This is a genomic window from Mesorhizobium sp. AR07 (genome assembly GCF_024746815.1).
Taxonomy (GTDB): domain Bacteria; phylum Pseudomonadota; class Alphaproteobacteria; order Rhizobiales; family Rhizobiaceae; genus Mesorhizobium.
This window is the reverse complement of the sequence record NZ_CP080525.1, coordinates 6,608,405-6,626,943: the sequence shown is the minus strand read 5'-3', so window position 1 is coordinate 6,626,943 and position 18,539 is coordinate 6,608,405. Positions and strand designations below refer to the sequence as shown.

Genomic DNA, 18,539 nt, shown 5'->3' with positions numbered 1-18,539 from the left:
TTTGGCCTGACGGAGAAATTAGCTGCCGATGCATCGCGGGAGTCTACCAATTGGAGATTGTATTAAAATGATACACCCCGCCGTCCTTGAGGCGACGCTCTTTGGCCCCTGCCCCATTTTTCTGGACCAAGCTGCTGGCATCGCTCTTGCATTTCGGAAAGGTGCCGGTTGATCCCGGCCCTGATCGCGTACTCTGATCAGGTTGTAGGCTCGCCGGGCTTGAGGTGGTTGGGGTCTTCGCCCGGCGAGTTTATGCCAACGACATCGACAAAGCTCTTCATAAGTCGGTGCTTCAAAGGCGGCAGCGGCCCTGCATCCTCCTTGGGGTGAAATAGGGCGCGGGTCCAACCGACGGGCTGCGTTGTGAAGAACGGCGCGGGCACCGAGTGACGGTGGAAGAGATCACGCAGAAGGTGAGCGCTAAATGCCACGTCGGCGAGATGAAACCCTTCGCCTGTCAGGTACAAGGAAGCCTGCCTCGATCGATTCCAGGGCGTCGAGTGCCTCGTCATCGGATAAATTTGTCAAAGCTGTTTGTTCTACGAAGACAACCTCATCGCCGTCTATATCGTAGACTTCCCAAAGCTCGTCGCGAACCCTTCGCATGGTGTATCGCCGTTTCATTAGCTATAGCTAACTGAGTCGCGACAGGTTAGGTAGCGCAGCCCGTTGAATCGTCTGCATTAGTAGTGGAAAAATCCGGATCAGCGGGTTGAATCAACAGGATAGGCGAAACTTCTCCGACCACCTCGTCAGTCATTCCGCGGCGCGGTCGTGGTTATGAAAGCCGCGCGAAATGACCAAAAATACCAATTAAAGCAATACTTTCAAAGAAAAAATGGCCGGGACGAACCCGGCCATTCCCTAGGGTTGGAGCGACGTCAGCGATTACTGCGCGATCGGCGCGTATTTGCCGTCATGCCACTGGTTGATGTCGTAGCTGGCATTCTTGAGGTCGCCCTTTTCGTCGAAGGTAACGTCACCAACAACGGTGCTGATCGGCGTGCCGTTCTTCAACACTTCGGCAACCTTGGCCGGATCGTCGCTGCCGGCGCGCTTGACGCCTTCGGCGAAGGCCTGGATGACGGCGTAGGAGAACAGCGTGAAGCCCTCAGGCACGAAACCGCCTGCCTTGATCTTTTCGACGGCTGCCTTGGCTTCAGGCTTTGCCTGCGGATCCGACGGGAAGACGAACATGGTGCCTTCGCCGGCCGGACCGGCAACCTGCCAGAATTCCGGCGAGGCGATGGAGTCCGGCATGATCAGCTGGAACTTCACGTTCTGTTCCGCCGACTGGCGCAGGATCAGGCCGGCCTCAGGATGGTAGCCGCCGAAATAGACGACGTCGGCCTTCAGATCCTTGAGCTTGGTGACGAGAGCCGAATAGTCCTTCTCGCCAGCATTGATGCCGTCATAATACACCTCCTTGAGGCCACCGGCATTCATGGTTGCCCTGACGGCGTCAGCCACGCCCTGTCCGTAGGCGCTCTTGTCGTGCAGGACGACGACGTTCTTGCCGGCAAACTTCTTGGCGATCCATGGGCCGATGAAGGCTCCCTGCGCATCGTCACGCGTATAAAGGCGCATGATCGTCGGCCAGCCGGCCTTGGCCGCCGCGTCGGTCAGCACCGGATTGGAAGAGGCCGGGCTCATCATCAGGGCGCCGGCTTCAGCATAGACGGCAGAGGCCGGAATGCTCGAACCCGAACATGCATGGCCGTCGATGAACTTGACGCCATTGGCGACGATGCGGTTGGCGACCGACACGGCCTGCTTGGGATCGCACTGGTCGTCTTCGATACTCAACTTGATCTGGCGACCGCCGACCCCACCCGCCGCGTTGATCGCGTCAGCAGCGGCCTGTGCGCCCTGCTTGAACTGATCGCCGATGGTGGCGAGCTGTCCGGTCATCGGGCCGACCACCGCAAAGGTGATGTCATCGGCGAATGCGACCGGCGCACTCATCATCAGGCCGAAAACGGCCGCGCTCAAAATACTCATTTTTTTCATTGTAACAGAACTCCTCCACTCACGCGCGGCCGCCCCGGCCGCGCTTCTTCCAGAGAGGCGGGACAATTTCATCCTTCGCTGGGCCTGTCTAGGCGCATTGGCGGCACTCGATTGGGCCTGCAAGACGTCATCCACGCAAAAAAGCCACGCCGGCCTTGTTTCGGCCGGTCGTGGCTTTTGCCCGTCGAGCAATCTCCAAGCGCCCCCGCGCCCAAAAATCCCGCTCGCCTTCCCCATGTCGTGCACGGCCGGGCCTTGCTGGCCTGCCGCGTTCTCTTCTCTTTGTCTGAGCATGATCTCTGGACAAACGGTTTCCGTTTGTCCGAGAAAACCGGATTCCACTTTTCGGGACCATGCTTTGTCTTTGTTTGAGCATGATCTCTGGACAAACGGTTTCCGTTTGCCCGAGAAAACCGGATTCCACTTTTCGGGATCATGCTCTACATCGTCGACCGTCTTGCGCGGCCTTCCATTCCGCCGGGTCTGGCCGTCTGTGCGGCCTTGATCCCGGAGCTTCCCTGTCTTCGATAGCTATCCGCGATTGGCGGATCTCAGTGCATGGTCATCCATTCGCGGGCTTCGCGAAGCGCCTTGGCGATCTCGACCTTTGACATCGCTGCCGACAGTTCCGAGCGCAGTTCCGCGGCGCGGGCCGAACCCTTGATCGCGGCGATGTTGAACCATTTGTGGGCGGCGACGACATCGGTCTCGCAATCGCGGCCGGTCGCATACATCATGCCCAGTTCGAAAAGAATGTCGGCCTGGGCAGTTGCCCCCATGGCGCCGAAACCTGCTTCAAGCATTTCAAAACGTGCCATTTCAATCCCCTGTTTCCGGCCCCTGTCAGGCTCCCGAGAGCTGCCTTCTTTCGTCCGTGCTGGCTGCTCTTCCGATGCTTTCGAGAATGCCGTGGAGGCTTGAATCCGTCGTTAAATGGCGTGCTTAATTTGAGGAAAACAAAGCTAAAACAAGAGGTAAACGCGGAAATTCGTTAAGGATACGAAGTCAGCAATTATGCCGGATTGCATCGAATTTGACGAAAATCTTCCGCCGCCAAATCAAGACTCCGCTAACCACGGGAGACAAAGGCAATGTGTCGATCGTTTCGTTTCCTCGCCGACGGAACGCATTCAGGTGCCTTCAAAATCTGAAAAGTCTTCCGCTGCGGCACCACTTTTGTTTTGCCGGGAGCTGGATTAGCTTACGTTTGCGTAAGCGGCAGACCGGTGAGGCGGAGCATCCGGCCGGACATCCAAAGGGAGGAAGACCCATGTTTCGAAAAATGAGCCTGGCCCTTGCGGCCACATTGATCATGGCGGGTGCGGCATGGGCCGATCCGATCGAGGGCAACTGGAAGACGCAAGCCGGCGATACCGCGGCGATCGCTGGCGCCAGCACATTTTCCATCACGCTCAAGTCCGGCAAATATGCCGGCAAGACCATCGGCTCGCTGAAAGCGACCGGCGACAACAAATATGCCGGCAACATCACAGACCCGGCAAACGACAAGACCTATTCGGGCAAGGCAACATTGTCGGGCACTTCGCTCAAGATGAGCGGCTGCGTGCTCGGCGGACTGATCTGCAAGAGCCAGACCTGGCACAAGCTCTGATCGATCGCATCCTAGCACTATGACGACGGGGCCTCGACGGGCCCCGTTTTCGTTTTGTCGAGGGCGCGTGCCCTCGCCTCGCCGCGTCTCGCTGGCACCTGTCGAAACTGACGCCGGCGCGGCTCAGAACCCCGTCAATCATTTTGAACCGCAGATGAACGCCGGCATCAGAGCCGGTTCAGTCGCGCTCGGGCATTCTCCTGCGTGTTGAAGGAGAAACGACCCAATGCTTGCTCGCCGCTTCACCATCGTCTGCCTGCTGATGAGCCTGTTTGGAATGTTCTTCGCCATCCTCGTCGCCGAAACTGGGCGTCCGGCCCGCGCCTGGGACGAAGCCAGTTCCCGGACCTGCCGCCTCGCCTGCCCCACCCATCTTCGCAACTGAACAAAGAAACCAAGACCTCGAGAAGAAAAGCTGAAACACCATGAACCGCATCGCCGCCAACGCTCTCAATATCCTTCGGCTTCTGCCGCGGGCGGCGCTTATCCTGATGGTTCTCGCCGCTCCGGTTCTGGCCGTGCCGATGATGCGCTCCGACGCCGGCTCGACGATCGAAGCGCCCGCTTTGAGGAAGTCCGGCCTCGGCTTCGTGCTTCTGGTCAGCCTGCAGCGCGGTTGAAAGAAAACGGCCGCTTCGGTCGCGACACCCTCCCAAGTGCCGATCCAAGTCTCTATATTAAGCCATGGAAAAGCGAATCTACCCACAAGCGATCGAATCTGTTGTCATGCCGGAGCCTTTTGGCCGGCAAAGCTTTGACGATGCCGAAAAGGCCGTCGCCGCACTGCAGACATTGTACAACCGTAACACCAAGTTCCTGCGCGACTCCTTTGTGGCGCTGGCGGCAGCGGGCGGCGACAACGGCAAACGCTACCGGGCCTTCTACCCGGAGATCGGCGTCACCACCAACTCCTTCACCCAGATCGACTCGCGGCAGGCCTACGGGCATATGCCGACGCCGGGGCATTTTTCGACCACCATCACCCAGCCGGGCCTGTTCGAAAGCTATCTGGTCGAGCAGCTGCGCCTGATCATGCGCAATCATGGCGTTGCGGTCGCAGTGTCGGAATCGACCACCCCCATCCCGCTGCATTTCGCCTTTCTAGAAGGCACCCATGTCGACGGCGCGGCGGCCGAGCGCATCAAGCGGCCGATCCGCGACCTGTTCGATGTCCCGGATCTCGACGGCACCGACGACCAGATCGCCAACGGCACCTTCGAAGTGGCCTTCGGCGAGCCAAGGCCCTTGGCGCCCTTCACGGCGCAACGCATCGACTATTCGCTGCACCGCCTGTCGCACTATACGGCGACCACGCCGCAGCATTTCCAGAACTTCGTGCTGTTCACCAACTACCAGTTCTACATCGACGAGTTCGTCGCCCGCGCCCGCGACCTGATGGCCAATGGCGGCGGCGGATATGCCGAATTCGTCGAGCCGGGCAATGTCATCACCAGGGCCGGGCAGAGCGCGCCCAGCGAAGGCGTCGCACCGCCGCGCCTGCCGCAGATGCCGGCCTATCACCTGAAGAAGCCAAACCATGGCGGCATCACCATGGTCAATATCGGCGTCGGGCCGTCCAACGCCAAGACGATCACCGACCACATCGCGGTGCTCAGGCCACATGCCTGGGTCATGCTCGGCCATTGCGCGGGGCTGCGCAACACCCAGGCGCTCGGCGACTATGTGCTTGCGCATGCCTATGTTCGCGAGGATCACGTGCTCGACGACGATCTGCCGGTCTGGGTGCCGATCCCGCCGCTGGCCGAGATCCAGGTGGCGCTGCAGGAAGCCGTCGCGGAAGTTACCGGCCTGTCCGGCTACGATCTCAAGCGCATCATGCGCACCGGCACCGTCGCCACCATCGACAACCGCAACTGGGAACTGCGCGACCAGCGCGGACCGGTGCAGCGTCTGTCGCAGTCGCGCGCCATCGCGCTCGACATGGAATCGGCGACGATCGCGGCCAATGGCTTCCGCTTCCGCGTGCCCTACGGCACGCTGCTGTGCGTTTCGGACAAACCCCTGCATGGCGAGCTGAAGCTGCCCGGCATGGCGACCGAGTTCTACAAGCGCCAGGTGGCGCAGCACCTGACCATCGGCATCCGGGCGATGGAGAAGCTTGCGGAAATGCCGATGGAGCGACTGCATTCGCGCAAGCTCAGAAGCTTTTCGGAGACGGCGTTCCAATAGGACGGATCCATGTATCACCTAAAGCGTGTCGCGTTGAAACGCGATCCGCATTAGGTCTTTGTTTTATGCATGTCGTTGCCCCAAAACCGCTGCGCACTTTTGGGCGCCATGCATTGGGCATTTCGTCATCTTGATTGGGCCGCATTTTTGCCGATAACCATGCCAGCACCACCTCTGGCAACCGTGCAGACCTGACCCGATGAGACGCAGTCGAGACATGGCGGCTTCACTGACATTCATCGCGATGATGATGTTCTCGGTCGCCCTGGTCGCCGGGTTCTTCGGAACGCTGCACCACGCCTTCGATTCCTTCTCGCATCTGCGCGTTTACCTTGCCGTGCTGATGGCGCTTTGCGCGCTGCCGCTGCTGGCCACGACGTTTCGCCTGCAAGCGGCCGCAGCACTGCTTTTTGCCATAGCCGCCTTTGCCACGACCATGAGTGCGATGCCGCAGCTGTGGCCCGTGCAAGCGGTCGCCAAACCCGCTGACGGGATGGTCTACAAGCTTCTGCAAATGAATCTGCGCTACGACAATCCAACTCCGAAGAAGGTGCTGTCGCTGATCGGCCGGACCAATCCCGACGTGATCACCCTCGACGAAGTGTCGGCGATGTGGACGACCGAGCTTGGCTATATCACCAGCGCCTACCCATACCGGATCCTTTGTCCCTACCCCAACGGCATATTCGGCGCCGCACTGCTTTCACGGCGCCCCTTTGCCGCCGGCACCGAACCGCATTGCGAGCGGCGCGGCGCCATGGCTATGGCGACCGTCGACTTCGGTGGCATCGGCGTCGATGTTGCCGCGATCCATCTCGGCTGGCCGTGGCCACGCGAGCAGCACTGGCAGATCGGTGAGCTTGCGGAATCGCTCGGCTCGCTCGGCGAGACGGCGATCATGGCCGGCGACTGCAACGCCGTGCCATGGAGTGCCGCCGTGCGCCGCGTCGCCTCGCTCGGCGGGCTGACCGTCATGCCGTCCGTCGGACCGACCTGGATGTATATCAAGTTCCCGGATTTCCTGCGGCGCTTCGCCGGCCTGCCTATCGACCAGGTGTTCAGCAAGGGCGGGGTGACCATACATTCCGCGACACGGCTGGAAGAAACCGGCTCGGACCATCTGCCGGTGCTGGTCGAGTTCTCGGTTCGGCCGAAAGAGCAGAAGCCGGTCGATGAGCATGAAACCGCGACTGCGTCGCTGACATCAGCCAAGCCACGAATCTGAGCCTCTTGCAGTCCATCTATCGTACGGGGCACGGCTCCATCCGGAACCGCGAAGAGGCTCTATGATTTCGCCAAGGCGTCAACCAGATATTCCACGTGTCCGCCTTCCCGGTGTTCACGCGCGTCGAAGGCGTTCTGCTTGGCCTCGTACTCGTCAAAAATGGCGTCGATCCGCCGGCGCGCCTCGCGCCGTGTCTTGGAACACTGCGCGTCATTTTGGATCGTCAGGCCCATAAGCGACTTCTCGGTCGCCTTCATCATCTGCGTGGCAATGTCGCCATGGGTCCCCTCATGCGTACGAACGCCGGCGAAGAACCGCGCCCAACGCTTGTCGAGGACCGGCGGGAGGGTGGACACGACACGGGGATAGGTAAAGTTCAGGTTGAGCGTTCCGTTGGCCTGCTTGATGCGGCAAGTGCCCTTGACCTGAACAAAGTCGAAGTCCCAATCTTTTGTATAGCTGGTCTGTGCAATGGCGCGGGCCATGAAGCCATGCCTCGGCCCGTTGCGGTTCATGGACGCGATCAAGGCCTCTCCCGTCGTGCCGGAGATATCATAGGTCCGCGTCTTGACCAGGACCTTGACATCAGCCGATGCGGCCGTCGCGGAGCCGCACAACGCGCCGATGAGCGCCAGCGCTGAAAGCGTGAGCAAGCGCATATCCGCTTCCTTTCAACGACGAGTGGACCGGCGGCGGAGTGCCGCCGGCTCGGTCACTTACATGCCCTGATAGACCGGGCCTTCTCCGCCTTGCGGCGGCACCCAGTTGATGTTCTGGTTCGGGTCCTTGATGTCGCAGGTCTTGCAGTGGACGCAGTTCTGCGCGTTGATGACGAAGCGCACGTCCTTCGCCGCTGGATCGGCGGCGGCATTGCCGTCCTTGTCGACCCACTCATAGACGCCGGCCGGACAGTAGCGTGTCGAGGGTCCGGCAAAGACATCGTGCTCGGAACGCTTCTGCAGCTCCATGTCGCCGACAAGCAGATGGACCGGCTCGTTTTCCTCGTGATTGGTGTTGGACAGGAACACCGAGGACAGCCGGTCGAAAGTCAGCACGCCGTCGGGCTTCGGATAGGCGATCTTCTTGTGCTGGGCTGCAGGCTCGAGCGTTGCATAGTCGGCCTTGCCATGCTTCAGCGTGCCGAAGGGCGAGACGCCGAACAGCGTGTTCAGCCACATGTCGAGGCCGCCGAGACCGATGCCGACGATGGTGCCGAAGCGCGACCATAGCGGCTTGACGTTGCGCACCTTCTTGAGGTCCTTGCCGATGTCGGTCGCCCGCCAGGCCGCCTCGTAGGAGGAAAGCTCGTCATTGGCGCGACCGGCGCCGATCGCCTCGGCGACATGTTCGGCCGCCAGCATTCCAGACAACACCGCATTGTGTGAGCCCTTGATGCGCGGCACGTTGACGAAGCCGGCCGCGCAGCCCATCAGCGCGCCACCGGGGAAAGACAGTTTCGGCACCGACTGCCAGCCGCCTTCGGTGATGGCGCGGGCGCCATAGCCCAGCCGCTTGGCGCCCTCGAAGGTGCCCGCGATCGCCGGATGGGTCTTGAAGCGCTGGAATTCCTCGAACGGCGATAGATAGGGGTTCTTGTAGTTGAGGTGGAGGACGAAGCCGACCGCCACCTGATTGTCCTCGAGGTGATAGAGGAAGGAGCCGCCGCCGGTCTTCATGTCGAGCGGCCAGCCGAAGGAATGCTGGACCAGGCCCGGCCGGTGGTTCTCAGGCTTGACCTGCCAGAGTTCCTTGAGGCCGATGCCGAACTTGCCAGGCTCGCGGCCATCGGAAAGCTTGTATTTGGCTATCAGCTGCTTGGCGAGCGAGCCGCGTGCACCCTCGCCGATCAGCACATATTTGCCCATCAGCGCCATGCCCGGCGCGAAGCCCGGGCCGTGCGTGCCGTCCTTCTCGACGCCCATGTCGCCCGTGACGACGCCGGTGACGGCGCCTTCTTCATTGTAGAGCAGGCCGGTGGCGGCAAAGCCAGGATAGATCTCGACGCCGAGCGCCTCGGCCTTGGTCGCCAGCCAGCGGCTGACATTGCCCAGCGAGACGATGTAATTGCCGTGATTGTTCATCAGCGGCGGCATCAGGATGTTGGGCAGACGGAATGAGCCGGCAGGGCCAAGGACGAGGAAATGGTCCGCCGTGACCGGCGTCTTGAACGGATGGCCCTCCTCCTCGCGCCAGCCTGGCAGCAGCCGGTCGATGCCGATCGGGTCGACGACGGCGCCGGAGAGGATATGGGCTCCGACCTCACCGCCTTTCTCCAGGACGACAACCGACAGCTCGGGATTGACCTGCTTGAGGCGGATGGCGGCGGCGAGGCCGGCCGGGCCGGCGCCGACGATAACCACGTCGAATTCCATGCTTTCGCGTTCGATGTCGCTCATCAACCCCTCCGCACTGGCTTATCCCATTCGGGTATCTTGCTGGCTCCTGCGCTGCATAGCGCATCAATTGGCGACAGGAAACCGGCACATACGTGACAATGGCGTTTTGGCCAAAAAGTCGCGCACCCGCGAGGCTGGGCGGCTGCTTTCGCCCGATATGGCGCTAACGTTTTTAATTGTTCGACGGCTTGCTTATCGGCCATACTTCACGCCATGCGCATTCCTGGGCCAGCCGGCTTTTCATCGACGCGCTTTCCATCGACGCCCGGCCGGGCCTGCCGGGCGCTCCTTTTGGCCCTTCCGATGCTGGCACCGGGTCACGCCGCCGCGGACGAGGTGAAAGTCTGGGCGACAGGCGCTTATTCCTTCTCCGATGAGCTCGGCGGTTTCCACATCACCGGCGCTTCGGGCATCGGAACGAAGGACGACCCGCTGGTCATCACCGAAGAGCTGAATTCGTCAACGCCGGTGACGCCAACCATCCGCACGACAAAGCAGATCCAGGCCTTCGGTCCGGCCGGCGAATTCGCCAATGGCATCATGTATATGCGCATCGATGCGCTCAACAACAGCGGCCAGGCCTGGATCGAGTTCCAGTTCGAGCTGCAGGAGATCCTGAACCAGCCGAGCGTGTTCGGCGACGGACTTTCGTTCGACCAGCGCAACAAGACGCCCGACAACATCTGGTCGAGCAATTTCGCCGATTTCGACCGCGAGTTCGAACCTTATGACCGCCTGCTGTTCAGGAATGGCAAGGTCGACCCGCTGAAAACCGCCAGGTTCGAATTCCTGATGACCGACTACACGCCGCGCTGGACCTTTTATCTGGTGCAGGATCCACGCATACCCACCGGGTAGAACAAGCAGCCAACCTTGCAAATTGCCGTCATGCGGACGAATGTGCTGCCATGACTGCCGCTTCCCCAAACAACAGACCTGATATCGCCGACCTGCTGGCTTTCTACGCCAGCGCTGGCGTCGACGAGGCACTTGAAGACCAGCCGGTGAACCGGTTTGCCGATCCCAAACCAGTGGAACGGGCGGTGGCGCCGTCCGGCGACGCCGCTACGCCACCTCGCTCGACCAGCGTGTCGCGTGCTGAGGCGAGCGACAGAGCAAATGCGCCGCCCGCTGCGCGCGCACCGTCGGTCACCGCCACCGTTCCCGACGGGGCGCAAGCAGCGCTGGCGCGCCAGCTGGCGACGACGGCAACGACCCTGGACGAGCTTCGCCAGCACATGGCGGCCTTCGACGGTTGCAATTTGAAAGCCACCGCCAAGAGCCTGGTGTTCGCCGACGGCAACCCCGAGGCCGCCGTCATGCTGGTCGGCGAAGCGCCCGGCCGCGACGAGGACATCGAAGGTCTGCCCTTCGTCGGCCGCTCGGGCCGGCTGCTCGATCGCATGCTGGCGGCGATAGGACTCGACCGGACATCGGTCTACATCGCCAACGTCATTCCCTGGCGACCGCCGGGCAATCGCACGCCGACGCCGCACGAAACCGAGATCTGCCGGCCGTTCATCGAGCGGCAGATCGAACTGGTCAACCCGAAGGTGCTGATCAATCTCGGCGGTCCATCAGCCAAGACCTTGCTCAACACCTCGGAGGGCATCTTGCGGCTGCGCGGCAACTGGCGCGTCCACACGACAGCATCCGGCATCGCCATTCCAGCCATGCCGACGCTGCATCCGGCTTATCTCCTGCGGACGCCTGCGCACAAGAAGCTGGCGTGGCGGGATTTTCTCGAGGTGAAGGCGAAGTTGAAGGAGTTGGGGTGAGGTTGGACGAATAGCCAATCTCCCCCCTCGTGGGGGAGATGTCCGGCAGGACAAAGGGGGGCGCGAAGGATCGCATCCTTTGCCTCACCTGTTGACCGCACGAATGAGTTGAAGGATTCCGTGATGCCGATCTGGAGGTCGGCGAGACAGCGCCCCCCTCTGCCCTGCCGGGCATCTCCCCCACGAGGGGGGAGATCGGATGTCGCATCGACCTTCGCCAATCTCCAATGTCGACAGGCGAAGGCCGGCAGGAGCTATAACCTCCCAGGTAATTGAAATCCCTCTGCCGCCGCCCTAACCATACCCCATGACAACAGCCCAAACTTCCGCCGGCAGCCTCATTCGCGAATGGCGTACGCGACGCCGCATGAGCCAGTTGGACCTCGCCATGGAAGCTGATATCTCGCAGCGGCATCTGAGCTTTGTCGAGAGCGGCCGTGCAGCGCCGTCGCGCGACATGGTGCTGCATCTGGCCGAACAGCTTTCGATCCCGCTCAGGCAGCGCAACCAGCTGCTGCTCGCCGCGGGTTTTGCGCCGAGCTTCGGCGAACGGCCGCTCAGCGACGCGACGCTGGCGCCGGCGATGGCCGCCGTCGAGATCGTGCTCAAGGGGCACGAGCCTTTCCCGGCTCTGGCCGTCGACCGGCACTGGAACCTGGTTTCGGCGAATGCGGCGATCGCTCTCTTCCTTGCCGATGTCACGGAGCCGTCATTGCTGACGCCGCCGGTCAATGTGCTTCGCCTCAGCCTGCATCCGGGCGGCATCGCACCGCGCATCGTCAATCTCGCGGAGTGGCGGACGCATCTGCTCGAGCGTCTCAAGCACCAGAATGACGCAAGCGGCGACCCGGTGCTGATCGATCTGGAGCGCGAACTGCGCAGCTATCCGTCCGGGCTGAAGGGCAGCAGGCCAACGCCCGTCGAGCCGAATGCCATAGTACATCCGCTACGCCTCGCCCATGGCGATCAAGTGCTGTCGTTCATCAGCACCATCACCGTGTTCGGCACGCCGCTCGACGTGACATTGTCGGAACTGGCGATCGAATCGTTTTTCCCGGCCGATGAGCAGACACGAACGGTGCTGGTGCGGCTGGCGAAGGAGCGGGCAGAACGATCGTAATCACCCTTGAGGCGGAGCCGCCTTGCGGGTGCGGGTACGTTCCAGACCCAGCTGGCGTTCGCGCCAGATGATGAAGATACCAGCGGCAACGACGATCAGGCCGCCGACCAGCATGTTGAGCGTGGCAACGTCGCCAAAGACGAGATAGCCGACGATGACGCCAAGGATCATCGAGGTGTATTCAAATGGCGCCACGACCGAGGCTTCAGCATGGCGATAGGCCGAGGTCATCAGGATCTGGCCGAGGCCGCCGCAAAAGCCGGCGGCAATCAGAAGAGCCGCCTGGAGCGGCGTCAGTGCCTGCCAGCCGAACGGCAACGACAGCAGCGCCATGACGCTCGCCGTCACCGAAAACCACAGAACGATGGTCGCGGTGCGCTCGCTCTGCACGAGATTGCGCACGAGCAGCATGGCGACGGCCGAGATCGCCGCCGCGACAAGAGCGGCGATGACGCCAAGCACTTCCTGGTCGCCGAGCGCCTCGTGCGAACTCAGCAGCGTCAGTTCCGGCCAGGAGATGATCAGCACGCCGACGAGACCGACGGCGACCGCACTCCAGCGATAGACGCGGATGGCTTCGCCGAGGAAGATCGAACTGAACACCACCACCAGCAGCGGCTGCGCGTAGTTCAGCGTGATCGCCTCGGGCAGCGGCAGCCGTGTCAGCGCGAAAAAGCCAAGCCCCATGGCGCAGACGCCGACGACACCACGCGCAATGTGATTGAGCGGGCGCTTGGTGGCAAACGCAGTGCCGAGTTTTCCCTTGAAGGCGAGAAAAGTGATGATCGGAAAGATCGCAAAGAATGAGCGGAAGAAGACGATCTGGCCCGCCGGAACGGTGCCCGCCGCCTTGATGCAGGTCGACATGCCTACGAAGACCGCCACCGACACGATCTTGAGCGTGATGCCGGTGAGCGTGTTGTTGTGCCCGCCGGCTTGATTACTGGCCGCGACAGCGTCCGGTGCGGGCCGGGCCGTCACCTCGAGTCCAATCCGTCCCGATTACATCGGGATCGGACTCTATCTTCTTGTTTGACCATAATCTTTTCCGAAAACCGGTTCCCACTTTCCGGGATCATGGTCTGGCTGCTTCCCGGATCGTTGCCCAGATGCGCGCCGGGGTCGCCGGCATGTCGATGTGTTTGACACCATAGGCTCGCCAGAGCGCGTCTGTCACCGCGTTGAGTGCTGCCGGTGTCGAGCCGATGGTGCCTGCTTCGCCTGCCCCCTTGATGCCGAGCGCATTGGTGGTGGAGGGCACGTTGCGGGTCTCGAAATGGAAGAACGGGAAATTGTCGGCGCGCGGCATGGCATAGTCCATGAAGCTTGCCGTCAGAAGCTGCCCATCCTCGCCATAGATGGTGTCCTCGGTCAGCGCCTGGCCGATGCCTTGCACGACGCCGCCATGCACCTGGCCGGCGAGCAGGATCGGGTTCACGGTGACGCCGAAATCATCGACGATGGTGTAGCGGACAATATCGGTCGCGCCGGTATCAGGGTCGATCTCGACCTCGCAGATGTGCGTGCCGTTCGGATAGGTGCACTCGTCCTGGACGAACTCGCCAAAGCCCTTGAGATCGTCGGGCGTTTTTGCGGCCTTGGCGATGCTCGAAAAATCGATCGACCTGTCGGTGCCGACGATACGCGCAACGCCGTTCGACAGCTCGATGTCGCCGGCCGAGGCTTCCAGCTCGTCGGCGGCGATGCGCTTGATCTTGTTGGCGAGGTCCTCGCCGGCACGCGACGTCGAAACGCCGCCGAGCGGAATGGAGCGCGAGCCGCCGGTGCCGCCGCCGGCCTTCAATTCGTCGGTGTCGCCTTGGCGGACATGGATCCTGTCGATGTCGAGATTGAGCTTTTCCGACAGGAACTGCGCATAGGCGGTGGCGTGCCCCTGGCCGTTGGTCTGGGTCCCGATCTTCAGCGTCACCGTGCCGTCGCCGTTAAGCTCGACAAAGGCCGGTTCGGAGCCCGGAAAGGCACAAGCCTCGATATAGGTCGCCATGCCGATGCCGCGGATCTTTCCGCCTGCCTTCGACTGCGCCAACCGCGCCGGAAACGCCTTCCATTCGGACCGTTCTATGGCGCGGTCCATATGCCCTTCGAACTCACCATTGTCGTAGAGACGGCCGGTCTGCGTGCGGTAAGGGAACTGCTCGGGCCGGATGAAGTTGCGGCGGCGGATCTCGTCGACAGACAGGCCCAGATCATGAGCGCAGGCATCCACAAGCTTTTCCAGCAGGAAGGCCGCTTCCGGCCGGCCAGCGCCGCGATAGGCATCGACCGGGCAGGTGTTGGTGTAGAGGCCGGTCACCGAGACGTCGAGCGCCTGGATATCGTAGACGCCGGTCGACATGGTGACGCCGATATAGGGAATGAACGGACCGTATTGCGAGACATAGGCGCCCATGTTGGCAAGCAGGTCCACCTTCATGCCAAGGAAGCGGCCGTCCTTGTCCAGCGCCATCTCGGCCTTCACGACATTGTCGCGGCCTTGGGCGTCGGTCAAAAAATGTTCGGTGCGGTCGCCGGCCCATTTCACCGGGCGGCCAAGCCGCTTTGCCGCCTCGAGCACCAGCGGATACTCGCGGTAGACGAAGCTCTTCGGCCCGAAACCACCGCCGACATCGGGTGTGATGACGCGCAGCTGATCCTTCTTGATCTTGAACAGGCCGGCCAGGATGTATTGCATCGAATGCACGCCCTGCGACCCCGTGGTCAGCACGAAACGGTTCTCCTCGATGTTCCACTCGCCGATCGCCGAGCGCGGCTCCATGTAGTTGCAGACCAGCCGGTTGTTGACGAACTCGATGCGGGTGACATGGGCGGCCCTGGCGAAAGCCGCATCCGTCTTTTTCTTATCGCCCATGTGGTAGCTGAAGGCGCGGTTGGAACCGAGTTCCGGCCAGACCAGCGGCGTGGCCTCGGCAAGCGCCGTGGCGGTACCAGAGGCGGCGTCTTCGCTGTCATAGTCGACATCGATCAGTTCGGCGGCATCCTGCGCCAAGGCACGGCTGTCGGCGACGACGAAGGCAACGGCGTCGCCGACATAGTTGACGCGGTCGCGGCATAGGATCGGAATGTCGCGGGTCGGCGCCTTGGTGCCGTCCGGCTGTCCCTGCATGACGCCGGATTTCAGATCGCCGAGATGGGCAAGGTCCTTGCCGGTCAGCACCAGATGGACGCCGGGCGCGGCCTTCGCCGCCTCGGTCGAGCCGATGGTGAAACTTGCCTTGGCGACCGGCGAGCGCAACACGTAGCCATGCAGGACGCCAGCCGGCTGGATGTCGTCGGTATAGCGGCCCTGCCCCTGGATGAAGGCGGCATCCTCGCGCCGCAGCACGGATGCGCCCATCCCGAATTTCGGTGTGACGACGGTCATGAATGCCTCGCGGGGATGACAGGAGAAGGAACGCCTGAAATAGGCATCGTCTCAGTTTTGTCGAGGGGCCGTTTCGTGTAAAGAGCGCGGACTTCAAATTTCTTGGACCAGCGGAAACAATCCGCCGCCAACGCAATCGACAGGAAAACCCACGGAATGCGCACTGACACCGGCCAGGTCTTCAAGCTCGAAGACTATCGCCCCAACGATTATCTCATTCCGCAAACCGACCTCACCTTTCGCCTTTCGCCAGACGCAACGCGCGTCACCGCCGTGCTCACGGTCGAACGCCGTGACGGCGTATCCGTGTCGGCACCGCTGGTGCTCGACGGCGACGGGCTGACGCCCCAGCGCATCGAAATCGACGGCAAGAAAGCAAAGCCGGCGGATCTGCTGGTGACATCGGACCAGCTGACCATCCTCAAGCCACCGGCCGCGCGGCGCTTCCAGTTGCTGATCGAGACCGAGCTGGCACCGGCCACCAATGAAGCCCTGATGGGCCTCTACCGGTCCAGCAATGTCTACTGCACGCAATGCGAGGCCGAAGGCTTTCGTCGCATCACCTATTTCCTCGATCGCCCCGACATCCTGTCCGTCTACACGGTGCGGATCGAGGCATTGCGTGACGAGGCGCCGCTGCTCCTGTCCAACGGCAACCCGGTCGACAAGGGCGATCTCGGCGACGGCTGGCACTATGCTAGATGGCACGACCCCTTCCCCAAGCCGTCCTATCTGTTCGCGCTGGTGGCCGGCAATCTCGGCCAGGTCGCCGACAGCTTCGTCACCGCATCCGGCCGCACGGTCGAGCTCGGCATCTATGTCGAGCCCGGCAAGGAGAAGCTGGCCGGTTACGCCATGGATGCGCTGAAACGGTCGATGCGATGGGACGAAGAAGCGTTCGGCCGCGAATACGACCTCGACGTCTTCAACATCGTTGCCGTGTCCGACTTCAACATGGGCGCGATGGAGAACAAGGGCCTCAACATCTTCAACGACAAATATGTGCTGGCCGACCAGGAGACCGCGACGGACGCCGATTTCGCCAACATCGAGGCGATCATCGCGCATGAGTATTTCCACAATTGGACAGGCAATAGAATCACTTGCCGTGACTGGTTCCAGCTTTGCCTCAAGGAAGGGCTGACGGTTTTCCGCGACCACGAATTCTCCGCCGACCAGCGATCGCGAGCGGTCAAGCGCATCGCCGAAGTGCGGACGCTGCGGGCGCACCAATTTCCCGAGGACCAGGGCCCGCTGGCGCATCCGGTGCGGCCGCGCCGCTACCGCGAGATCAACAATTTCTACACGGCGACGGTCTATGAAAAGGGCTCCGAAGTGGTGCGCATGATCCGCACCATTCTTGGGCCTGACGCCTTTCGCGCCGGCATGGACCTCTATTTCGAGCGGCATGACGGCGACGCGGCGACGATCGAGGATTTCATCAAGGTGTTCGAGGATGCGTCCGGCCGCGACCTGTCGCAGTTCGCGCTCTGGTACCACCAGGCGGGCACGCCCAACCTGACGGTCAGTTCGACACACAATCCGGCGTCGCAGGAGTTCACGCTCGAAATCGAGCAGTCGGTGCCGCCGACACCGTCCGAAAGCCGCAAGCGGCTGATGCACATCCCGCTCGCCTTCGGCCTGATCGGCGCCGGCGGCAAGCCGGTGGAGTATAGCGGCGTCGAGGGTGCCAGCGTCGAGGACGGCGTCATCCATGTCCGCAAGCGCCGCCATATGGTGCGTTTTTCAGGCGTGACCGAGCGCCCGGCAGTGTCGCTCAACCGCGGCTTTTCGGCGCCGGTGACGCTGTCGGTGGAGCAGAAAGCCGACGACCAGTTCTTCCTCGCCCGCCATGACAGCGACACCTTCTCACGCTGGCAGGCGTTCAACACATTGCTGACCGATGCGCTGATTGCCGCTTTCCGCGAGATCCTTGGCGGCAAACGGCCTGGTTTTGCGCCACGGCTGACCGAACTCGCCGGCAGCATCGCCGGCGACGAGGCGCTCGAGCCGGCCTACCGGGCTCTGGCGCTGGCGCTGCCCAGCGAAGCCGACATCGCCCGCGACATCGGTAGCAATATCGACACCGACGCCATCTACGCCGCCCGCGAGGCGCTGGCGCTGGCGATCGCGGCAGCGAACCGGGAAACGTTCTCCGGCCTTTACGACCGCCTTGCCGATAACGGCCCCTTCAGCCCAGACGCGGCCAGCGCCGGGCGACGCGCCCTGCGCAACATCCTGCTGGACTACCTGTCGCTGCTGCCGGGTGGAGCGGCACTTGCCGCCGGGCATTTCCAGTCCGCGACCAACATGACCGACCGCGCGGCGGCACTTGCCGTGCTTGCGCATCGGCATCACGGGTCGCCCGAGGCGACCAAGGCGCTGGCGTCTTTCGAGACGATCTATGGGTCCGACCCGCTGGTCATGGACAAATGGTTCCAGGTCCAGGCCAGCGTGCCCGGCCCACAGACCGTGGACACCGTTCGGGCCTTGACCGGCCATCCGGCTTTCTCGATGGCCAACCCGAACCGGGTACGCTCATTGATCGGCACCTTCTCCAGCGCCAACCAGACCGGCTTTCATCGCGCCGACGGCGAAGGCTACCGGTTCTTCTCGCAGACCGTGCTCGAGGTCGAAAAACGCAACCCGCAAGTGGCGGCAAGGCTGGCAACGGCGCTCAGATCGTGGCGCTCGCTTGAACCTGGCCGGCAGGCCAAAGCCAGGGAAGCGCTGCTTTCGATCGCCAATGCCGAAAACCTGTCGGCGGATCTAAGGGATATCGTCGAGCGCACGCTGGCGTGAACGCGCACTCTCCATGGGAGAGCC

Annotated in this window: 16 protein-coding genes; 9 read left to right on the top strand and 7 right to left on the bottom strand. The window is 62.2% G+C overall.

The window, feature by feature from the left end:
• Positions 1 to 197: 197 nt before the first annotated feature.
• The 3 genes from BPNPMPFG_RS32555 to BPNPMPFG_RS32545 form a co-directional block, all read right to left on the bottom strand.
• Positions 198 to 467, bottom strand: a complete 270-nt coding sequence (locus tag BPNPMPFG_RS32555) for a hypothetical protein (RefSeq protein ID WP_258592626.1) — start codon at positions 465 to 467, stop codon at positions 198 to 200.
• A 421-nt stretch (positions 468 to 888) separates the two neighbouring features.
• Positions 889 to 2,010: an ABC transporter substrate-binding protein gene (locus BPNPMPFG_RS32550; RefSeq protein WP_258592625.1), complete on the bottom strand. Its 1,122-nt coding sequence runs from the start codon at positions 2,008 to 2,010 to the stop codon at positions 889 to 891.
• A 551-nt stretch (positions 2,011 to 2,561) separates the two neighbouring features.
• Entirely contained in the window at positions 2,562 to 2,828 is a 267-nt protein-coding gene (locus BPNPMPFG_RS32545; protein ID WP_010915070.1) for an SEL1-like repeat protein, read from the bottom strand.
• A gap of 452 nt (positions 2,829 to 3,280) precedes the next feature.
• On the opposite strand from BPNPMPFG_RS32545, the gene BPNPMPFG_RS32540 reads away from it, so the two are divergent.
• The 5 genes from BPNPMPFG_RS32540 to BPNPMPFG_RS32520 all read left to right on the top strand — a co-directional run bounded on the left by BPNPMPFG_RS32540 (position 3,281) and on the right by BPNPMPFG_RS32520 (position 7,037).
• Positions 3,281 to 3,622 (top strand): DUF2147 domain-containing protein, encoded by a 342-nt coding sequence (locus tag BPNPMPFG_RS32540; protein ID WP_258592624.1) that lies wholly within the window; start codon positions 3,281 to 3,283, stop codon positions 3,620 to 3,622.
• A 226-nt stretch (positions 3,623 to 3,848) separates the two neighbouring features.
• On the top strand, positions 3,849 to 4,007 hold the full coding sequence (locus BPNPMPFG_RS32535) for a hypothetical protein (RefSeq protein WP_167458833.1): 159 nt from the start codon (positions 3,849 to 3,851) through the stop codon (positions 4,005 to 4,007).
• A gap of 40 nt (positions 4,008 to 4,047) precedes the next feature.
• On the top strand, positions 4,048 to 4,242 hold the full coding sequence (locus tag BPNPMPFG_RS32530) for a hypothetical protein (RefSeq protein WP_258592623.1): 195 nt from the start codon (positions 4,048 to 4,050) through the stop codon (positions 4,240 to 4,242).
• Between the two features lie 106 nt (positions 4,243 to 4,348).
• Complete coding sequence (locus tag BPNPMPFG_RS32525) at positions 4,349 to 5,812, top strand: AMP nucleosidase (RefSeq protein WP_258592622.1); 1,464 nt, start codon at positions 4,349 to 4,351, stop codon at positions 5,810 to 5,812.
• 217 nt (positions 5,813 to 6,029) lie between these two features.
• The gene (locus BPNPMPFG_RS32520; protein WP_258592621.1) at positions 6,030 to 7,037 is read left to right on the top strand and encodes an endonuclease/exonuclease/phosphatase family protein; all 1,008 of its coding nucleotides are present in this window, start codon (positions 6,030 to 6,032) and stop codon (positions 7,035 to 7,037) included.
• Between the two features lie 59 nt (positions 7,038 to 7,096).
• Here BPNPMPFG_RS32520 and BPNPMPFG_RS32515 read toward each other — a convergent pair whose 3' ends face one another.
• Entirely contained in the window at positions 7,097 to 7,696 is a 600-nt protein-coding gene (locus tag BPNPMPFG_RS32515; protein ID WP_258592620.1) for a DUF922 domain-containing protein, read from the bottom strand.
• 57 nt (positions 7,697 to 7,753) lie between these two features.
• Positions 7,754 to 9,433 (bottom strand): electron transfer flavoprotein-ubiquinone oxidoreductase, encoded by a 1,680-nt coding sequence (locus BPNPMPFG_RS32510; RefSeq protein ID WP_258592619.1) that lies wholly within the window; start codon positions 9,431 to 9,433, stop codon positions 7,754 to 7,756.
• Between the two features lie 213 nt (positions 9,434 to 9,646).
• On the opposite strand from BPNPMPFG_RS32510, the gene BPNPMPFG_RS32505 reads away from it, so the two are divergent.
• From BPNPMPFG_RS32505 to BPNPMPFG_RS32495, 3 genes are all read left to right on the top strand, one after another.
• Positions 9,647 to 10,291 (top strand): hypothetical protein, encoded by a 645-nt coding sequence (locus BPNPMPFG_RS32505; protein ID WP_258592618.1) that lies wholly within the window; start codon positions 9,647 to 9,649, stop codon positions 10,289 to 10,291.
• A gap of 50 nt (positions 10,292 to 10,341) precedes the next feature.
• A complete protein-coding gene (locus tag BPNPMPFG_RS32500; RefSeq protein ID WP_258592617.1) occupies positions 10,342 to 11,211 on the top strand; it encodes a uracil-DNA glycosylase in 870 nt (289 codons plus the stop codon).
• Positions 11,212 to 11,518: 307 nt separating this feature from the next.
• Positions 11,519 to 12,331 carry a helix-turn-helix domain-containing protein gene (locus BPNPMPFG_RS32495; protein WP_258592616.1) on the top strand — a complete coding sequence of 271 codons (813 nt, stop codon included), beginning with the start codon at positions 11,519 to 11,521 and terminating at the stop codon, positions 12,329 to 12,331.
• Here the strand turns inward: BPNPMPFG_RS32495 and BPNPMPFG_RS32490 are convergent, their stop codons facing one another.
• A complete protein-coding gene (locus BPNPMPFG_RS32490; RefSeq protein WP_258592615.1) occupies positions 12,332 to 13,312 on the bottom strand; it encodes a DMT family transporter in 981 nt (326 codons plus the stop codon).
• Positions 13,313 to 13,406: 94 nt separating this feature from the next.
• Positions 13,407 to 15,713 carry a xanthine dehydrogenase family protein molybdopterin-binding subunit gene (locus tag BPNPMPFG_RS32485; protein ID WP_258592614.1) on the bottom strand — a complete coding sequence of 769 codons (2,307 nt, stop codon included), beginning with the start codon at positions 15,711 to 15,713 and terminating at the stop codon, positions 13,407 to 13,409.
• Between the two features lie 156 nt (positions 15,714 to 15,869).
• On the opposite strand from BPNPMPFG_RS32485, the gene pepN reads away from it, so the two are divergent.
• Positions 15,870 to 18,515: an aminopeptidase N gene (gene pepN / locus BPNPMPFG_RS32480; RefSeq protein WP_258592613.1), complete on the top strand. Its 2,646-nt coding sequence runs from the start codon at positions 15,870 to 15,872 to the stop codon at positions 18,513 to 18,515.
• Positions 18,516 to 18,539: the final 24 nt, after the last annotated feature.

What these genes read in the sequence shown, in the direction of transcription:
- BPNPMPFG_RS32550 (WP_258592625.1), bottom strand. Translation starts at nt 2,010, where the DNA reads ATGAAAAAAATGAGTATTTTGAGCGCGGCCGTTTTCGGCCTGATGATG.
- BPNPMPFG_RS32545 (WP_010915070.1), bottom strand. Translation starts at nt 2,828, where the DNA reads ATGGCACGTTTTGAAATGCTTGAAGCAGGTTTCGGCGCCATGGGGGCA.
- BPNPMPFG_RS32540 (WP_258592624.1), top strand. Translation starts at nt 3,281, where the DNA reads ATGTTTCGAAAAATGAGCCTGGCCCTTGCGGCCACATTGATCATGGCG.
- BPNPMPFG_RS32535 (WP_167458833.1), top strand. Translation starts at nt 3,849, where the DNA reads ATGCTTGCTCGCCGCTTCACCATCGTCTGCCTGCTGATGAGCCTGTTT.
- BPNPMPFG_RS32530 (WP_258592623.1), top strand. Translation starts at nt 4,048, where the DNA reads ATGAACCGCATCGCCGCCAACGCTCTCAATATCCTTCGGCTTCTGCCG.
- BPNPMPFG_RS32525 (WP_258592622.1), top strand. Translation starts at nt 4,349, where the DNA reads ATGCCGGAGCCTTTTGGCCGGCAAAGCTTTGACGATGCCGAAAAGGCC.
- BPNPMPFG_RS32520 (WP_258592621.1), top strand. Translation starts at nt 6,030, where the DNA reads ATGGCGGCTTCACTGACATTCATCGCGATGATGATGTTCTCGGTCGCC.
- BPNPMPFG_RS32515 (WP_258592620.1), bottom strand. Translation starts at nt 7,696, where the DNA reads ATGCGCTTGCTCACGCTTTCAGCGCTGGCGCTCATCGGCGCGTTGTGC.
- BPNPMPFG_RS32510 (WP_258592619.1), bottom strand. Translation starts at nt 9,433, where the DNA reads ATGAGCGACATCGAACGCGAAAGCATGGAATTCGACGTGGTTATCGTC.
- BPNPMPFG_RS32505 (WP_258592618.1), top strand. Translation starts at nt 9,647, where the DNA reads ATGCGCATTCCTGGGCCAGCCGGCTTTTCATCGACGCGCTTTCCATCG.
- BPNPMPFG_RS32500 (WP_258592617.1), top strand. Translation starts at nt 10,342, where the DNA reads ATGACTGCCGCTTCCCCAAACAACAGACCTGATATCGCCGACCTGCTG.
- BPNPMPFG_RS32495 (WP_258592616.1), top strand. Translation starts at nt 11,519, where the DNA reads ATGACAACAGCCCAAACTTCCGCCGGCAGCCTCATTCGCGAATGGCGT.
- BPNPMPFG_RS32485 (WP_258592614.1), bottom strand. Translation starts at nt 15,713, where the DNA reads ATGACCGTCGTCACACCGAAATTCGGGATGGGCGCATCCGTGCTGCGG.
- pepN (WP_258592613.1), top strand. Translation starts at nt 15,870, where the DNA reads ATGCGCACTGACACCGGCCAGGTCTTCAAGCTCGAAGACTATCGCCCC.